Raw genomic sequence first — 16020 nt, forward strand, 5'->3', positions numbered from 1 at the left:
AATCCATTCTGTATACCATGATATCGATAACATACTTTGTACACTTTTTTTAATTCAGGACCAATCCATTATAAAAAATTGTGTTTCGAGGTCTGGAATTAAAAGATTATTGTAAGGCGGTTAAGTTGTACCATATCATTGTTAATAAGGAGACAAACTTCTTTTTACAGAATGAGTTTAAGTTATGCAATAAGGACAGAGTTGCACTTCCGGATGGGGGAGCGGATTGTCCTATTTTTAATCATACCAAAGAGAACAGGGAGGAAATAAAATGAAGAGCTTTAAGGATTTCAGCATTTTTCGAAAGCTGCTGACAGGTTTTTTAGGCCTGACACTTATTATGCTGCTGGTCGGAGGCGCAGGAATAGCCGGACTTGCCAGGATCAGCCAAATGGATACGTACTTGTACAAAGGGCAGACAGCCCCAATGAAAGATTTATTTAGGGCGGTTGAAAGCCTGTATCAGTTCCGGGTGGATTCCAGAGCCATGGTAATCTATGCGGGAGATGCCAAGAAAATTGATGAACTAAAGCTTAGCTTTGACCAGGAATCCGAGAAGTTTTTGGCCAGCGCAGCGGCTTACCGAAAGACGATAAACATTCCGGAATCCTTTACCCTTTAGATGAGTCTGTTTCGCTGTTTAACAATTCTTTTAAGCCTGCTGTAGAGAAGTGTATGGAGGAGGCAAAAGCCGGTAATGAAACTGCCGCATGGGAGGCGCTTTATCAGGAAACCGATAATATTCAGAAGATGTTTGATAATTTCAATAAATTAATCGATAACCGGCTGGCTGAAGCCGGAAAGACAAATGATGCCAATCATGCTACTGCATTGTGGCTGACCGCTGTTTTGGTTCTTTTTGTTGCATTTGGAGCCGGAGTGGCAGTATTTTTAGGGATAAGAATCTCAAAGATGATCAGTCAGCCGATTGAGCAGGTGGTGGATGCTGCCAACCGGATTGCTCTGGGGCACGTGGATGTGGAACTTGGTAATATGGATACAAAGGATGAGACCGGCCAGCTTGCCAATGCCTTTACTAAAATGATCGGCAGCATTAGAAAACAGGTAGATGCTGCGAACCGGATCAGCAACGGCGATTTTACCAATGAAGTACCCCTTCGTTCCGACCAGGATATCCTTGGGCTTGCATTGCAGAAAATCAGAAAAGATTTAAATCACACACTCTCATTAATAAGCACTGCTTCCGAACAGGTCAATGCAGGGGCAGAACAGGTTTCCTCCGGGGCGCAGGCCCTGGCTTCCGGTACCGCCGAGCAGGCGGCTACGATTGAGGAACTGAATGCTTCCGTCAGCAGCGTGGCAGAGCAGGCGGAAGAAAATGCAAAAAACGTGGAAAGAGCTGCGGACTATGTTGGGCAGGCCGGAGTCGGAGTGAATGAAAGCAACCAATATATGAGGAAGTTAAATGAGGCCATGAAGGAAATCGGGTCGGCTTCTGATAAGATATCAAGCATTACAAAGGTAATTGAAGATATTGCATTCCAGACGAACATCCTTGCCTTAATGCGGCTGTGGAATCCGCTCGTGCGGGAGAGGCTGGTAAGGGATTTGCAGTGGTTGCAGATGAAGTCAGGAATCTTGCCGGAAAGTCTGCGGAAGCAGCCAAACAGACAGCCGATTTGATCAGACATTCGGTGACCAGCGTTGCAGAGGGTGAGAAATTGGCAGATGAGACGGCAAAGGTTCTTCTGGGGGTCGCAGAACAGGCGGCGTTTGTAGAACAGGCGATCAAAGGGATCGAAGAGTCATCTTCTCAGCAGGTGCAGGTGATAGAGCAGATCAACCAGGGATTGTCCCAGGTATCTGCCGTTGTACAGACAAACGCTGCGACCGCAGAAGAAAGCTCTTCTTCCAGTGAAGAACTGGCTGCCCAGGCGCAGATGCTTCAGCAGGAGGTGGGCAGATTCAGACTTTTAAAGGAAGATATTCATTCTGCTAATTCCTATCTGGGTTAATAAAACGCCCTGCGGGTGTGCCTGTATGCCCCAAAGGCATGGCAGGAAAGAGAAAAGAAAGGGAAAGAATCGCTTTACAGCCTGCCTCCATATTATGTATAATGTAAAAAAATATAGAAGGACATAGGATAATTGTGGAGAGACGGTATGAGAGAGCTGAATAGAATTAGAGAAGATTTGAACCGCTGTGATAAGGAAATTTTAGACCTTTTGATGAAGCACCTTGGTTACGCAGCAGAGATCGTGGAATATAAAAAGGAAAAAGGTCTGCCCATATTTCAGCCGGAGGAGAATTGGCATGAAGATTTACCTGAGGCAGTAGGGAACTATGCCTATTGCACCGAATTGTCAAGGATATTTAACCAGATCCAGGAGGAAAGCAAACGGGTACAGAGCAAAAGTCTGTTTGACCATAACATCGCCCTGATCGGATTTATGGGAACAGGAAAGAGTACAGTTTCCAAGTACTTAAGGGATATGCTGGCCATGAAGGAAGTGGATGTGGATGCCATGATTGTGGAAGATCAGAAGATGCCAATCAAGGACATATTTGAAAAATATGGGGAAGAGTACTTCAGAGACTGCGAAAGCAATGCGATCCTTAACTTACAAAACTGCCGCCAGACCATTATTTCCTGCGGCGGCGGCGCGGTAATACGTGAGAAAAATGTTGAAAATCTTAAAAAGAGCAGCCGCATCGTACTTCTCACTGCCAGCCTGAGACCATATTGAATCGGGTAAAGGATGATGGGGCCGGCCAATCTTAAATGGAAATATGAATGTGGAATTCATAAAAGAGCTTATGGCAAAAACGTAAGGATTTTTATGAAAAAGCGGCGGATATTATCGTAGAAACGGATCATAAAAGCGTACAGCAGATATGCGAAGAGCTGGTCGCTTCCCTGATGCGGTTTGAACGTTGATTGGTATCCGGAACATGCTATAATACAGGCAAGAGCAAAGATTTAAAATGAATGATAAAAGATATACCGGCCTGACGGGCCGGTATATCTAATGGACTTGATCAGGCAGAGTGATTTTTAATACATAATTAACACGTGTATATCATTTGAAAGAAGGATATACACGTGTTTTTTTGTATAATACCCCTTGCTCAAAATCTGTTTCCGGCCGTTTTCTTAATTACTGGAATGGCACCTGGGAATTTCAGCCAGATTTTGTTTGTAAAAAAGTCTCATCTACACAACTTCTACAAATCGCCCTGTTATTCTTTATTCCAGAAATTAAAAAGGAGGACAGACGATGGGATCTGCTGTAAGAACTAAAAAAATACGGATCGGCGGGATGACCTGCATAAGCTGTCAAAACAAGATTGAAAAAAAACTGCGTAATACGGCTGGAATCGAAAAAGCAGAGGTAAGCTACAGCGCCGGAACTGCTGTCATTACCTTTGATACAGATATTATTTCCTACAAAAGCATTGTAGGGATTATTGAGGGTCTGGATTACGAGGTATTAACAGAGTATGAACAGCAGAAACCGGATACCAGCCGGGCTATAGGAATTCTGATCATCATTGCTTCCCTGTACATGCTGATCCAGCAGTTCGGGCTTTTAAACCTGCTTGCGCCCAGCCAGCTGGCAGACGAAAAGATGGGCTATGGAATGCTGTTTATCATCGGCCTTGTTACCTCTGTTCATTGCGTGGCAATGTGCGGCGGCATCAATCTGTCCCAGTGCATTCCAAGAAGCGGAGAGGCTGTTTCAGAAAAAAGCCGTTTTTCTACATTCCGGCCCACCTTTCTGTATAACCTGGGACGGGTGATCTCTTACACCGCAGTAGGTTTCCTGGTGGGAGCGCTGGGTTCGGTGGTTACATTCTCTAATACCCTTCAAGGTGTTTTGAAGCTGGCTGCCGGAGTGTTCATGGTCATTATGGGCATAAACATGCTGGGGATTTTCCCGTGGCTTCGCAGGCTGAATCCAAGAATGCCCCAAATTTTTGCAAGAAAAATTGACAAGGAAAAATCAAAAAGCAGCAGTCCCCTGATCGTGGGCCTGTTAAACGGACTCATGCCATGTGGTCCCTTACAGGCGATGCAGATCTATGCATTGTCGACCGGAAACCCCTTTTCCGGTGCGCTGTCCATGTTCCTGTTCAGCCTTGGTACCGTACCTCTTATGTTCGGACTTGGCGCCCTTTCCTCTGCTCTGGGGAAAAAGTTTACCAGCAAGGTCATGACAGTGGGAGCGGTGCTGGTTGTGGTACTGGGAATGTCCATGTTTTCCCAGGGATTAAGCCTGTCAGGAGTCCAGGCGCCGGACTTATTCTCAAGTGGCGGAAACAACGCCTATGCGGCCGGAGGGCAGGAGAAAAAGGATGAAATAAAAATAGAAGATGGAGTTCAGATCATAAACAGTACACTTTCTCCAGGTAGATATCCCAACATCAATGTTCAGAAGGGGATTCCGGTAAAATGGATCATCGATGCGCCCCAGGGAAGCATAAACGGCTGTAACAACCGGATGATTATCCGGGATCTTGGCATTGAATATTCCTTTAAGACTGGAGAAAATGTCATTGAATTCACCCCTGAAAAAACAGGAAGATCTCTTACAGCTGCTGGATGGGAATGATCCGCGGGTCCATCAACGTGTCGGAAGAAGGAGATGCAAAGAACAGCACAGGCTCTGATGGAGAGGGCGTATTAAAAGAATATGCACCGGAGGAACCGGTAGCAGCCGGCTATACGATTCCAACGGATAAGATTGCCATAGCGGAAGATGGTGTGGATGAATACGGAAACAGCATTCAAAGAATTACCATGGAACTTACGGACGACGGCTTTAAGCCGGCAGCGGCAGTGGTGAAGTCCGGTGTGGATGTGGAATGGAATATTATTGACAATACATCTGGTGACACCTATGGAACTCTGCTTCTTGTTCCGGATTTTGCAACCCAGCTTCCTCTTGAAGAGGGAGAAAACAACCTGTATTTCACACCCGCAGGAAGCTTTGACTTTTCCACCGGGGACAATGCCTTTTATGGGTATATCAAGGTTGTGGATGATTTAAATAATTTAGACATGGATGCTATTAAGAAAGAAATAAGCAGCTTTAAGACCCTTATCTGGCCTGAAGATACCTTCCAGGGAGCAGGCGGTTCCTGCTGCGGATAAATTGGGAATCTGTCTGTTTCACTGAATCAAGTAGGGCCTTGGATTGCGAACATCCGATTGACGTGAGGAAAGGAGAACCGATTGATGAGTTTGTTATTAAGTCACTGGCACTGCATACTCCCGGTTTTTGGTATTATCATAGCAATGTTTTTTATGAGAGACAAACAGAAAAAGGATTAAGAAAGTAAAAATTCAGGAGGTACATTTTAATGTTACAGAAATTTCGGAATGGATATAAAAAGAAAAAAAGGAAAACAGCGCAGTGGGCTTCCAATGAGGCTGGCAGTGCTGATGATAGCTGCAGCGGCCCTTACCGCATGCTCTCCCAAGGAAAAGACGAAAGAATCAGAACCAGCCAAAGCAGCGGCAGAAAGCACCCAAAAGGCAGGGAATGGAGAGGCACTAGTCATTCCTGTAAAGGATATTTCAAGTACGGCACAATTTTATCCTGTTGATGTAGACGGCACCCAGATGGAGGTTGTTGCAGTCAAGGCACCGGATGGAACCATCCGGACAGCATTTAACACCTGCCAGGTATGCTATGATTCAGGAAGAGGATACTATAAGCAGGAAGGAGATGTTCTTGTATGCCAGAACTGCAGGAACCGTTTTCCTATGGACCGGGTGGAAGTGGAGGCAGGCGGATGCAATCCCTGGCCTATTTTTGACAAGGAAAAGACCGTGACAGACGAGTCCATCACGATCTCTTATGATTTCCTTAAGGAATCCAAGGAGATATTTTCCAACTGGAAAACTTCTTATTAATTAAATATCTTTTGTGGGGAATTTCATGGAGCAGCTTACGGTAAGGCCATTTTGCCTTAAGTAATCTGCTCCCCAATTATACATGGTTTCCAGAATAGGACGGATACTGTTTCCAAGATCTGAAAGCGTATACTCCACCTTTGGCGGCACTACCGGATATACGGTACGGATGATCAGCTGATCTTCCTCCAGTTCCCGAAGCTGTTTGGGTGAGCATTTTTGGCGTTGCCTGGGGGATGAGCTTGCGAAGCTCTCCAAACCGAAGGGTATTACCAATTAAGTGCCATAAGATGAGGGCCTTGTATTTCCCTCCGATCATATCCAATGTGGCATCTACCGGGCAATGATAAGTTGTGCAGTCGCTGTTCATTTAAAGTCTCCTCCTTTAGTATCATTTTGGATACTATAGCACCAAAAAGTGCATACTTGCAAATTTCACAATTAGTGCCATAATAATAACATGAGTGCTCGAAAAATACAAGATAACAGGATAGCATATTTTTGGAGGCCATGGAAAAAAATTAGTATCATAGTGATCATTGCCGATGCCGGAGGGGACGCCTGAAGGAAGGGGCAGTAAAAAAATAGTGAGGTGAGTCAGAATGGAAAGTCAAATCTTAAATATAAGAGGAATGACCTGTGCAGCCTGTGCGCAGAGAATTGAAAAAAACAGTGCGGAAGCTTTCCGGTATCAGCCAGGCAAATGTAAATCTGGCCAGTGAAAAGCTTTTTGTTGAATATGACAGCAGTACCCTTGAGCTTTCCGCTATTAAGGCAGCAGTATCTAAAATCGGATATGAGGTGGTGGAAAAATCCGAAAATGCCAAAGTGACCATACCCATCGGCGGAATGACCTGCGCGGCCTGTGCCAAGCGTATAGAAAAAGCCGTTGGAAAGCTGGAAGGCGTGGCAAGCACATCGGTGAATTTTGCAACGGAAAAAGCTACAGTTACCTATGATCCCCAGAAGATCAGGATGTCAGCCATAAAGGCAGCCATTGAAAAGGCAGGCTACAAAGCCCTGGAAGTGAACAAGGCAGATGCAGCGGATGAGGACAGAGTCCGCAAGCAGCGGGAGATCAAGAACCTTTGGACCAAGTTCATCGTGTCCGCGGTATTCTCTGTGCCCCTTCTTTACATTGCCATGGCGCCCATGATCAATATCATACAGCTGCCCTTCCCGGCAGGGATCGCCCCCATGGAGAACCCCCTGACCTATGCTCTGGTGGAACTTCTGCTGGTGGCTCCGGTCATAGGCGTTGGCTATAAATTCTATACCATTGGTTTTAAAGCCCTGTTACAGAGAAGTCCCAATATGGATTCTCTGATCGCTATCGGAACCACGGCTGCTGTTCTTTACAGCATCTACAACACGTTCCAGATTGCAGAAGGGCATTTTATGGCAGTGGATTCCCTGTATTTTGAATCGGCGGGAGTCATCATCACCCTGATCCTGCTGGGAAAATCCCTGGAAGCTGTTTCAAAGGGCAGAACCAGTGAAGCCATCAAGAAGCTGATGGGCCTTGCTCCCAAGACAGCAATCATTCTTGAAGACGGTGTGGAAAAGGAAATTCCTATTGACGAAGTGGAAATCGGTGATATGATTTTAGTAAAGCCCGGCGAAAAGATCCCTGTAGACGGGACTGTGTTAGGCGGCCATACTGCCATCGATGAATCCATGCTGACCGGTGAAAGCATGCCGGTGGATAAAAAAGAAGGGGACCAGGTCTATGCTGCTTCCTTAAATACAACGGGAACCATCCGTTTCAGAGCGGAAAAGATCGGCAGCGATACAGCCCTGGCTCAGATCATCAAGCTGGTGGAGGACGCCCAGGGATCAAAGGCGCCCATTGCCAGATGGCTGACATTGTTTCCGGATACTTCGTTCCAGTCGTTTGTGTGATTGCCCTGCTTTCCGGTATTGCCTGGTATATCGGCACCGCCGGAGACTTAAAGTTTGCCCTTACCATATTCATTTCAGTTCTGGTTATCGCCTGTCCCTGTGCCTTGGGTCTTGCGACACCCACTGCCATCATGGTGGGAACCGGAAAGGGCGCAGAAAACGGCATTTTAATCAAGGGCGGAGAGGCTCTTGAGACAGCTCATAAAATCAGCACCATTGTTTTTGATAAAACAGGCACCATTACCGAAGGGAAACCAACGGTGACCGATGTTCTGACCATAGAAGGGATTACCAAAGAGATGCTGCTGCAGCTTACGGCTTCTGCAGAAAAAGGCTCCGAGCACCCTCTGGGGCAGGCAATTGTCCACGGCGCGGAAGATGCCGGACTTACCTTATTTACAGCGGAGCATTTTGAGTCCTTAACCGGACGGGGGATAGAAGCGAAGATAGGCGGAGAAGATATCCTTGCCGGAAACCGGAAGCTGATGGTTGAACGCAGCATTTCCTTAACAGGAATGGAGGAAGCATCGGACCGGCTGGCCGGAGAAGGAAAAACACCTATGTATGTGGCCATTAACGGCAAACTGGCAGGTATTGTAGCTGTTGCGGACGTTGTAAAGGAATCCAGCAGGGCGGCTATTGAACAGCTCCATAAGATGGGCATAGAAGTGGCCATGATCACCGGAGACAATAAGAGAACTGCAGAGGCTATTGCAAAGCAGGTAGGAATCGACCGGGTTCTGTCCGAGGTGCTGCCTCAGGATAAATCTGATGAGGTCAGGAAGCTGCAGGCCGAAGGACGTAAGGTAGCCATGGTTGGTGACGGGATCAATGACGCTCCGGCTCTTGCCCAGGCTGATATCGGTATCGCAATCGGTTCCGGTACGGACGTAGCCATGGAATCCGCTGATATTGTCCTCATGCGTTCTGATTTAATGGATGTGCCCACAGCAATCCACTTAAGCAAGCAGACCATCCGAAACATCAAGCAAAACCTTTTCTGGGCCTTTGGTTATAATGTGATCGGAATCCCCATCGCTGCAGGACTTTTGCATCTGCTCTTTAACGGGCCCCTTCTTAACCCGATTTTTGCGGCAGCAGCCATGAGTTTAAGCTCAGTTTCCGTGCTGACCAATGCATTGCGGCTGAAACGATTTAAACCAACCACAGGAACGAGGTGAACCGGATATGAACAGAAATGGAAAATTAATTGCAGCAGTGGGAGCCGCCGTAGTATTGGTGGGAGCAATCGTTATAGCGGTTGTACGGACAGCGGGGGGAAATCTGGATGTAGTCGGAAAACAATCCATCACATCCTTTGAAGCAGTTTTAAATACCATCCCCGACAATGTAAAAGCTGATGAAATCAATGGAGGCTGGTCCTTAAATGCCCCCGATAACGGTGTACGATTTATCTGGAGCGAAGATTACAGCCAGAGCCCTCTGCATGATGCCATGCTGGAGCTTGATGCGGCCCCATTTGTGAGCGCAGGACTTGATGTTAATAAGCTGCCGGATAACTACGCGGCCTATGACGGAATGCTGATGGTGGGAACCAAGCTGGGAACGGAAAAGCCGGTTTATAAAGGAGATGTAACTCCCCTTGCAGCCTATGAGCAGATCGTAAATAAGCACCGCAGCTTTATCAACTACCATATGGACCTTGACCACTACGGAGTAAAGCTGGGAGACGGCAATATGTTTGAATGGGCGAAAAATATGGAAACAAATACAGTTAACAACCAGAATCAGGATAAGGACATTGTCTTTGTATTAAATCCCGAGCCTCTCATAGCAGCCGGTGTTGATCCGGAGAAAGTGGAAGGCTGTATATGCGCCGGTTACTGTAATGGAAGGCGGAAAGACTTTAGAGGTCTATAAATTTTTAAAGCCCTTTAATTTAAAATAATAAATCATAACGGAGGTAACTCAAATGGCAAAATCAGTTATAAAAGTAGATGGTATGGCATGTGAACACTGTGTAAAGGCGATCACAAATGCGGTAGGCGCTTTAGCCGGTGTATCCGGTGTATCCGTGGATCTGGCAGCAAAGACCGTAACCGTGGATCATGATCAGGATCAGGCATCTGTCCAGACAATCAAATCTGAGATTGAAGACCAGGGATATGATATCATTGAATAACAAATAGAGAGGACGGGAACCGCACAATGGACGGTTCCCGCCTTTCGCGTTTTAATTTATAATAAGCCAGGGAGAGCGAAGAGGAGCTTGCTCATCGGCGCGAAGGCTGAATGTCGGTCATGAACTGCAGGTTCATGATAAAACGGATTGAGGTGTTAAAATGCTTAAAAGCAGCAAAAATGTACTGGTCGTGGATGATGAACCTAAAATAGTGGAGGTCGTCTGTCTGCTTTTGGAAAGCAAGGGATTTTGCACATTCCCTGCCGAAAACGGAAGGAAGGCACTGGAGATATTTGATTCGGAAAATATCGCTCTTGTCATTCTGGATCTTATGATGCCGGATATTTCAGGAGAAGAGGTGTGCATTGCCATCCGCAAGAAATCCCGGGTTCCCATTATCATGCTGACCGCCAAGGTGGATGAAAGCGATGTGGTGGAAGGGCTGGGGCTAGGGGCGGATGATTACGTTGTAAAGCCCTTTGGTTTAAAAGAACTGTATGCCCGGGTTGAGGCTGTTCTCCGCAGGACAGAAAGGGACTTAGTACCCCTTGTTAAGAGGAATTCCTGGAGAAATGGAGATCTGGTGATCGACTTTGAGAAGAATGAAGTTCGAAAAAAAAGGAAACAGTCTGACCCTGACACCCAGCGAATTAAAAATCCTGTCGGTGCTCATCAAATATCCTGGAAAGGTCTTTACCCGGGAGGAGCTTATTGAGCAGCGCTTGACAAGGGCTTTGCCGGATATGACAGGGCAATAGACAGCCACATTAAAAACATTAGGAAAAAGGTTGAGGACGATCCCAAAAACCCGGTGTATGTACGGACCATACCAGGACTGGGATATAAATTCGGAGGGGATGGAGAGTGAAGAGCTTAAGAAAACAGCTTTCTCTTTCAATTTTACTGACGCTTCTGATTACCATTGGGCTTATTGGCCTTCTTTCCAACTGGTTTATAAACCGGGAGTTTGAGAAGTATATCACCGAGCTGGGGCGGGAGCGCAGGGAAAATATTGTAGATGATTTAAGCAAGCAGTACGATGGGTTCAAACGGAACTGGAAGCTTGACTATGTTCATGCCATCGGCATGAATTCCCTTTATGACGGATATATTTTGAAGCTGTATGACGCAGGGGGAAACATGGTATGGGATGCAGAAAACCATGACATGAGCCTTTGCGGACAGATTATGGATGAGATTTCAGCACGAATGGAAGAGAGGGGCGCTGAGGGCGGCTTTGTGGACAACACCTATGAACTTGATCAGAATGGGAAAAAGGTGGGAGCTGTTTCTATTAAGTATTACGGCCCGTTTTTTTATGAATGAGGCTGATTTTAACTTCATCAATGTCATGAACACAGTACTTTTGGTCATCGGTATCTTATCCAGCGCCTGCTCGGTGGTGGTAGGGTGTCTCCTTGCCCGCAGGATTTCCCGCCCTGTCACAAAAACGGCCTATATTGCCAAACAGATATCAAAGGGCAATTATAACATCCGGTTTGAGCCTGGAACAAGGATACGGGAGCTTGATGATCTTGCGGATGCAATCAATCATCTTTCTGATGCACTTAATTGTCAGGAAAAACTGCGCAAACAGATGACTGCGGATGTGGCTCATGAGCTGCGGACCCCTCTGACTGCTCTTGGTTCCCATTTGGAAGCCATGATAGAAGGCTTGTGGGAAGCAACGCCTGAACGGCTGAAAAGCTGTCATGATGAGGTAAAGCGCCTTGGAACCCTGGTTGAGGATTTGGGACAGCTGGCAAAGATTGAGGGTGAAAACCTGGTTTTAAATAAATCCCGGATCGATCTGCTGGAAATTGTACGCACGGTGTCAGATACGATGAAGGGAGAAATCAGCAAGAAGAATTTGTCCCTTTCCATAGAAGGCAGTCCGGTCTTTGCTGAAGCGGATAAAAACAGATTCAGCCAGGTTATTGCCAATCTGCTTTCCAATGCTATCAAATACACGCCAGAGGCGGAGCCATAGGGATTTTAGTATATGAAACAAAAGGGTGGGGGATTGTTAAGGTAAAGGATACTGGAATCGGTATTCCTGAAAATGAACTGCCCTTAATCTTTGAACGATTTTACAGGACCGATAAATCCAGGAACCGGAAATCAGGAGGCGCCGGAATCGGACTTGCCATTGTCAGATCCATTGTTGCTGCCCATAACGGAACTGTAACAGCAGAGAGTATAAAAGAGCAGGGAAGTTGTTTTACGGTAAGCATTCCAAAGGAAGGCTAAATACGTGATTTTCTCCTTTTAACCGAATCAAGTAAGTCCCGGTGAAGTGAGGCACGCTGTGAGCAAGTAGGGTCACGGATTGCGAATATCCGCCTGACATGTTTTTTGGTACAAGTCCTTTTTTTGCATAGAAACCAGTGGCATGAAGGATCATATTGATAAGTTTTGGAATATAAGGGAAACTTTGTTGATTTATTCATGTCATTGGGTTTATAATTTATTATATATGTATTATTTAACCAGAGGAGGAAATGAATATGTTCGAAAGTATGGTTGACGCATTGAAAGCACAAAAAAAAGAAAGATCGTATTTACCGAAGGCACTGATCCGAGAATTCTGGAAGCAGCCAGCCGCCTTTACAAAGATGGTGTTCTTACGCCGATCCTTCTTGGTAATCCTGGTGAAATAGAAGCAGCTGCAAGAAAATTCGGCTGGCCAGTAGACGGCATTGAAAAAAATAGATCCGCTTAACTATGAGGGATCGGAAGAAATGACAGCCAAAATGGTAGAATTGAGAAAGGGAAAAATGGATGAAGCAGCCTGCCGGGAAGCCCTTAAAAAAATCCAATTATTTCGGTACCATGCTGGTTAAAACAGGAAAGGCAGACTGCCTGTTAGGCGGAGCCACCTATTCCACTGCTGATACGGTAAGACCGGCTTTGCAGCTGATTAAAGCCAGACCTGGCAGCAAAATTGTTTCCAGCTGTTTTATTCTATACCGGCAGACGGAAAGCGGCAAAGAAATGTATGCTATGGCTGATTGTGCCATTAATGTTAATCCTGACGAAAACGAGCTGGTGGAAATTGCATTAGAGACAGCCAGAACGGCCAGAACTTTTTCCATTGACCCCATTGTTGCACTTCTTTCTTACAGCACCCTGGGTTCCGGTAAAGGCGAATCCGTTGATAAAGTGCACAATGCGGCTGAAAAATTGAAAGCAATGGATTTAGACTACCCTGTAGAAGGAGAGCTGCAGTTTGATGCCGCTTTTTCCCCAACAGTGGCTAAAGTAAAGGCGCCGGACTCCCAGGTGGCCGGGCATGCAAACACATTTATCTTCCCCAATATTGATGCCGGAAACATCGGTTATAAAATAGCACAGCGCTTGGGAGGCTTTGAAGCGTTCGGCCCCATTCTGCAGGGACTAAATGCTCCGATCAATGATCTTTCAAGAGGGTGTAATGCAGATGAGGTTTATAAAATGTCGATTATTACAGCGGCTCAGATATAAGCCTGCTTTAGATTTTTAGAAATATCATGAATAACGAAAAGCATCAGAATGGAATATTTTGATGCTTTTCGTTATTTATAATCGGAAAAACTGTTTTACATATCCACGATTAAGTAAAACATAAAAGACTGTGTTCTTTATTAAAAGCATGGCCTTTTTTATTAACGGTACAGTAAAAAAAATGGGGAATGGTTCGCGGTGGAAGGAATTCATAGAAAAAGACTATCCAGCGTTTCGAATAATCATACCATAGCCCCAATACTATTATATAAATAATGATAAATACAGCCGGACTACGGCAAGCATTAACGGGGAATGAACAGGGAGGCTTATATAATTGAAGAAAGTCATGTATATTTGTATTGGAATTGCGGCCATGATCCTGGGAGCCGTGGGAACAGTGGTGCCGGGCCTGCCTACCACGCCGTTCTTACTGCTGGCTTTGCTCTGTTTCACAAAAGGCTCGGAAAAACTTAATTGCTGGTTTAAAGGCACAGCCCTGTATGCAAAATACGTAAAAGATTATGATTACGACCGGTCACTGACAAAAAAGCAGAAGCTTACCATTCAGGCTTCTGCAGGACTGATGATGTTTATTGCCTTTTTATTGACCGGAAATCTGGTTATACGACTGCTTCTTATAGGAGCGTTCATTTTGCATAATTATGTGTTTATTTTTGTTATTAAAACGCGTCAGGCCGGCAGGCCGGAAACAACTATAAATGGATTGGGCGGTGACAAATATGAATTATGATGGAATTTTTTATTGGTGTCGGAACGTTTCTCATCATCGGATTATTACATCCAGTTGTTATCAAAGCAGAATATTACTTTGGCGGGAAAATCTGGCCGGTTTTTCTGATTGCGGGAGCACTGTGCATCGGCTTTTCCCTTGCCTGTCCTGGAGGAATTCTATCCGCACTTCTGGCAGTACTTGGCTTCTCGCTTTTATGGAGTATAAAGGAGCTTGCAGAACAAAAGAAAAGGGTAGAAAAAGGCTGGTTCCCTAAAAATCCCAAGAAAAAAATAACTATGATATATAAAAAAACGATCCCATAAGGATCGCTTTTTGAGCTGAGAGGAAACGGCAGCTTACAACAGCGCTGAAAGAGAAGAATCCCGCTGCCGGGATTCTTTTTTTCTCCTTAATTATCAGACGCAGGTAAACATATCGATCCTGTTCAGTGAAATTCCGGTATATGACCAGCCAAATCTACGATCCCAACGGAACCCTGCAACTGTATTTGCCCAGATCTGGACAGGGAAAAACCAAAACTCCTGTCCATTGCTTAACCAGACATAAGTAAATCGTCCGATGCAGTTTCTCATGGATCCAGGACTGACCATTTTGGTTCCGGCGCGTGCTTGAGCAGGCCTTTGAGGAGCGCTGGACGGCGGAGGTCCCATAGGTACCGGACCACCTCCGCTTGGGGGCCTGTTATCAGGAGGTGATGGAGGCCTGTTATTAGGAGGCGATGGGGGTCTGTTACCAGGAGGTGATGGAGGCCTGTTATTAGGAGGCGATGGGGGCCGATTATTAGGAGGTGACGGAGGTCTGTCATTAGGTGGGAATGGGGGCATAATTTTACTTCCTTTCCGAATGTTGATAGTAATATTATATGAGATATAGGAAAAGGAATTGACATGAACCGGAAGTAAAATCAGAATTGCACCAAATCCGATATGATTATAGACTGTTCTCATCTTAAAACATTGTTCGGTATTTGTGAGGGCAGTTATACCGACAGGCTGCAGATATCGGCATGACGCTCATTATCTTATTTAACGATTCCCCCATGGAAATAGCATTCATAAACCTGTAAATCTTTATAGTATATTTCTTCGTATCCCTGATACCATTTGAAGTCTCCGCATACCTTGCAGTTATAAAAGTAATCATTTTCCTGATAAAAAGCAGGACCGCGGAAGGGTTTATCCTGAGGGACGGCCAATAAAGCTGCTTTTAAAAAATTACTGCTAAAATGACTGTTTGTTACCCGCCCGGAGTAATTCATTGCATAGATTGGAATGCTGTTTTTCCACACAGCCTCTTCTCCGGAAAAACACTCGCCGCCGATATACGTGTCTAAATATAAGAAAACGCCTTCTTCATATCGTAAATCATGGGAATTTGGCCTTGAAGAAGCGCATTCCGCGCCTTTTGCAGCATAAGTTCTGCATTTTGCTTTAATTAAAAAAATCAATTATTTCTTTGCTGTTGCAGGAATCCTGAGTTACGATGGAAGTAATGCAGGAATCATTGTCTTTTACCAGATGGTCAATGGTAGTTTTGAAAAATTCTGAAATACTGATGAGATTGGAAATATCAGGATATGCCTGGCCGGATTCCCATTTTGCTATGGCTTGACGGGATACGGATATTTTTTCGGCTAATTCTTCCTGTGTTAAGCCTTTGCTTTTTCTTAGAAGCAACAATTTTTCTGGAAAAATCATGGAAATTCACCTCCGTGTTTTTTACTATCTTACCACATTTATATAGTTGTTTTGTATCCACTTTTGGTTGCTTTTTTTGCTACTTTTATTTGCTTAAACCTCATGAAACTATTTTTGAAGATGATATGGAGGAATTAGAGGAGGCGCTAAGAGAAAT

Annotated in this window: 14 protein-coding genes and 5 pseudogenes; 16 read left to right on the forward strand and 3 right to left on the reverse strand. The window is 45.2% G+C overall.

The genetic code is table 11. The features are described 5' to 3' along the window. Positions 1-271: 271 nt before the first annotated feature. The 6 genes and pseudogenes from JCM10519_RS27570 to JCM10519_RS07660 all read left to right on the forward strand — a co-directional run bounded on the left by JCM10519_RS27570 (position 272) and on the right by JCM10519_RS07660 (position 5881). Positions 272-622: an MCP four helix bundle domain-containing protein gene (locus JCM10519_RS27570; RefSeq protein WP_347843493.1), complete on the forward strand. Its 351-nt coding sequence runs from the start codon at positions 272-274 to the stop codon at positions 620-622. A 290-nt stretch (positions 623-912) separates the two neighbouring features. Then, positions 913-1976: pseudogene (locus JCM10519_RS27575) on the forward strand (HAMP domain-containing methyl-accepting chemotaxis protein). Between the two features lie 147 nt (positions 1977-2123). Then, positions 2124-2708 carry a shikimate kinase gene (locus tag JCM10519_RS07650; RefSeq protein ID WP_347843494.1) on the forward strand — a complete coding sequence of 195 codons (585 nt, stop codon included), beginning with the start codon at positions 2124-2126 and terminating at the stop codon, positions 2706-2708. A gap of 531 nt (positions 2709-3239) precedes the next feature. Next, positions 3240-4574 (forward strand): sulfite exporter TauE/SafE family protein, encoded by a 1335-nt coding sequence (locus JCM10519_RS07655; RefSeq protein ID WP_347843495.1) that lies wholly within the window; start codon positions 3240-3242, stop codon positions 4572-4574. Continuing rightward, positions 4571-5116 (forward strand): hypothetical protein, encoded by a 546-nt coding sequence (locus tag JCM10519_RS27580; protein WP_347843496.1) that lies wholly within the window; start codon positions 4571-4573, stop codon positions 5114-5116. Before JCM10519_RS07655 ends, JCM10519_RS27580 begins: the two co-directional genes overlap by 4 nt. A gap of 228 nt (positions 5117-5344) precedes the next feature. Then, positions 5345-5881 (forward strand): DUF2318 domain-containing protein, encoded by a 537-nt coding sequence (locus JCM10519_RS07660; RefSeq protein ID WP_347843497.1) that lies wholly within the window; start codon positions 5345-5347, stop codon positions 5879-5881. On the opposite strand, the pseudogene JCM10519_RS07665 reads toward JCM10519_RS07660, so the two are convergent. After that, a pseudogene (locus tag JCM10519_RS07665) lies at positions 5882-6251 on the reverse strand (helix-turn-helix domain-containing protein). Positions 6252-6483: 232 nt separating this feature from the next. On the opposite strand from JCM10519_RS07665, the pseudogene JCM10519_RS07670 reads away from it, so the two are divergent. The 10 genes and pseudogenes from JCM10519_RS07670 (at position 6484) to JCM10519_RS07705 (ending at position 14468) form a co-directional block, all read left to right on the forward strand. Beyond that, positions 6484-8964 (forward strand): annotated as a pseudogene (locus tag JCM10519_RS07670) (heavy metal translocating P-type ATPase). 7 nt (positions 8965-8971) lie between these two features. Further along, complete coding sequence (locus JCM10519_RS07675; RefSeq protein ID WP_347843498.1) at positions 8972-9664, forward strand: hypothetical protein; 693 nt, start codon at positions 8972-8974, stop codon at positions 9662-9664. Positions 9665-9716: 52 nt separating this feature from the next. After that, positions 9717-9926, forward strand: a complete 210-nt coding sequence (locus JCM10519_RS07680; protein WP_054738466.1) for a copper ion binding protein — start codon at positions 9717-9719, stop codon at positions 9924-9926. Positions 9927-10086: 160 nt separating this feature from the next. Continuing rightward, positions 10087-10794 (forward strand): annotated as a pseudogene (locus tag JCM10519_RS07685) (response regulator transcription factor). Continuing rightward, positions 10791-11252, forward strand: coding sequence for a hypothetical protein (locus JCM10519_RS27585; protein ID WP_347843499.1), 462 nt, complete (start codon positions 10791-10793; stop codon positions 11250-11252). The pseudogene JCM10519_RS07685 and the gene JCM10519_RS27585 overlap by 4 nt, the downstream one beginning before the upstream one ends. Continuing rightward, positions 11194-11916 carry a histidine kinase dimerization/phospho-acceptor domain-containing protein gene (locus JCM10519_RS27590; protein WP_347843500.1) on the forward strand — a complete coding sequence of 241 codons (723 nt, stop codon included), beginning with the start codon at positions 11194-11196 and terminating at the stop codon, positions 11914-11916. The genes JCM10519_RS27585 and JCM10519_RS27590 overlap by 59 nt, the downstream gene beginning before the upstream one ends. A 32-nt stretch (positions 11917-11948) precedes the next feature. Further along, complete coding sequence (locus JCM10519_RS27595; RefSeq protein WP_347843679.1) at positions 11949-12176, forward strand: HAMP domain-containing sensor histidine kinase; 228 nt, start codon at positions 11949-11951, stop codon at positions 12174-12176. Positions 12177-12433: 257 nt separating this feature from the next. Continuing rightward, positions 12434-13409: pseudogene (gene pta, locus JCM10519_RS07695) on the forward strand (phosphate acetyltransferase). 337 nt (positions 13410-13746) lie between these two features. Next, positions 13747-14163, forward strand: coding sequence for a DUF454 family protein (locus tag JCM10519_RS07700; RefSeq protein WP_054738467.1), 417 nt, complete (start codon positions 13747-13749; stop codon positions 14161-14163). Beyond that, positions 14163-14468, forward strand: a complete 306-nt coding sequence (locus tag JCM10519_RS07705; protein ID WP_054738795.1) for a DUF4491 family protein — start codon at positions 14163-14165, stop codon at positions 14466-14468. Before JCM10519_RS07700 ends, JCM10519_RS07705 begins: the two co-directional genes overlap by 1 nt. A 719-nt stretch (positions 14469-15187) precedes the next feature. Here JCM10519_RS07705 and JCM10519_RS27600 read toward each other — a convergent pair. Both JCM10519_RS27600 and JCM10519_RS27605 read right to left on the reverse strand, forming a co-directional pair. After that, positions 15188-15613, reverse strand: coding sequence for a DUF5680 domain-containing protein (locus JCM10519_RS27600; protein ID WP_347843501.1), 426 nt, complete (start codon positions 15611-15613; stop codon positions 15188-15190). Next, the gene (locus JCM10519_RS27605) at positions 15597-15863 is read right to left on the reverse strand and encodes a helix-turn-helix transcriptional regulator (RefSeq protein WP_347843502.1); all 267 of its coding nucleotides are present in this window, start codon (positions 15861-15863) and stop codon (positions 15597-15599) included. The genes JCM10519_RS27600 and JCM10519_RS27605 overlap by 17 nt, the downstream gene beginning before the upstream one ends. Positions 15864-16020 lie beyond the last annotated feature (157 nt).

The sequence above is a fragment of the Clostridium sp. NkU-1 genome, from assembly GCA_001312405.1.

Excerpts from the sequence above, each read along its gene's own strand:
- JCM10519_RS27570 (WP_347843493.1), top strand. The coding sequence starts at position 272 with ATGAAGAGCTTTAAGGATTTCAGCATTTTTCGAAAGCTGCTGACAGGT.
- JCM10519_RS07650 (WP_347843494.1), top strand. The coding sequence starts at position 2,124 with ATGAGAGAGCTGAATAGAATTAGAGAAGATTTGAACCGCTGTGATAAG.
- JCM10519_RS07655 (WP_347843495.1), top strand. The coding sequence starts at position 3,240 with ATGGGATCTGCTGTAAGAACTAAAAAAATACGGATCGGCGGGATGACC.
- JCM10519_RS27580 (WP_347843496.1), top strand. The coding sequence starts at position 4,571 with ATGATCCGCGGGTCCATCAACGTGTCGGAAGAAGGAGATGCAAAGAAC.
- JCM10519_RS07660 (WP_347843497.1), top strand. The coding sequence starts at position 5,345 with ATGGATATAAAAAGAAAAAAAGGAAAACAGCGCAGTGGGCTTCCAATG.
- JCM10519_RS07675 (WP_347843498.1), top strand. The coding sequence starts at position 8,972 with ATGAACAGAAATGGAAAATTAATTGCAGCAGTGGGAGCCGCCGTAGTA.
- JCM10519_RS07680 (WP_054738466.1), top strand. The coding sequence starts at position 9,717 with ATGGCAAAATCAGTTATAAAAGTAGATGGTATGGCATGTGAACACTGT.
- JCM10519_RS27590 (WP_347843500.1), top strand. The coding sequence starts at position 11,194 with ATGGGAAAAAGGTGGGAGCTGTTTCTATTAAGTATTACGGCCCGTTTT.
- JCM10519_RS07705 (WP_054738795.1), top strand. The coding sequence starts at position 14,163 with ATGGAATTTTTTATTGGTGTCGGAACGTTTCTCATCATCGGATTATTA.
- JCM10519_RS27605 (WP_347843502.1), bottom strand. The coding sequence starts at position 15,863 with ATGATTTTTCCAGAAAAATTGTTGCTTCTAAGAAAAAGCAAAGGCTTA.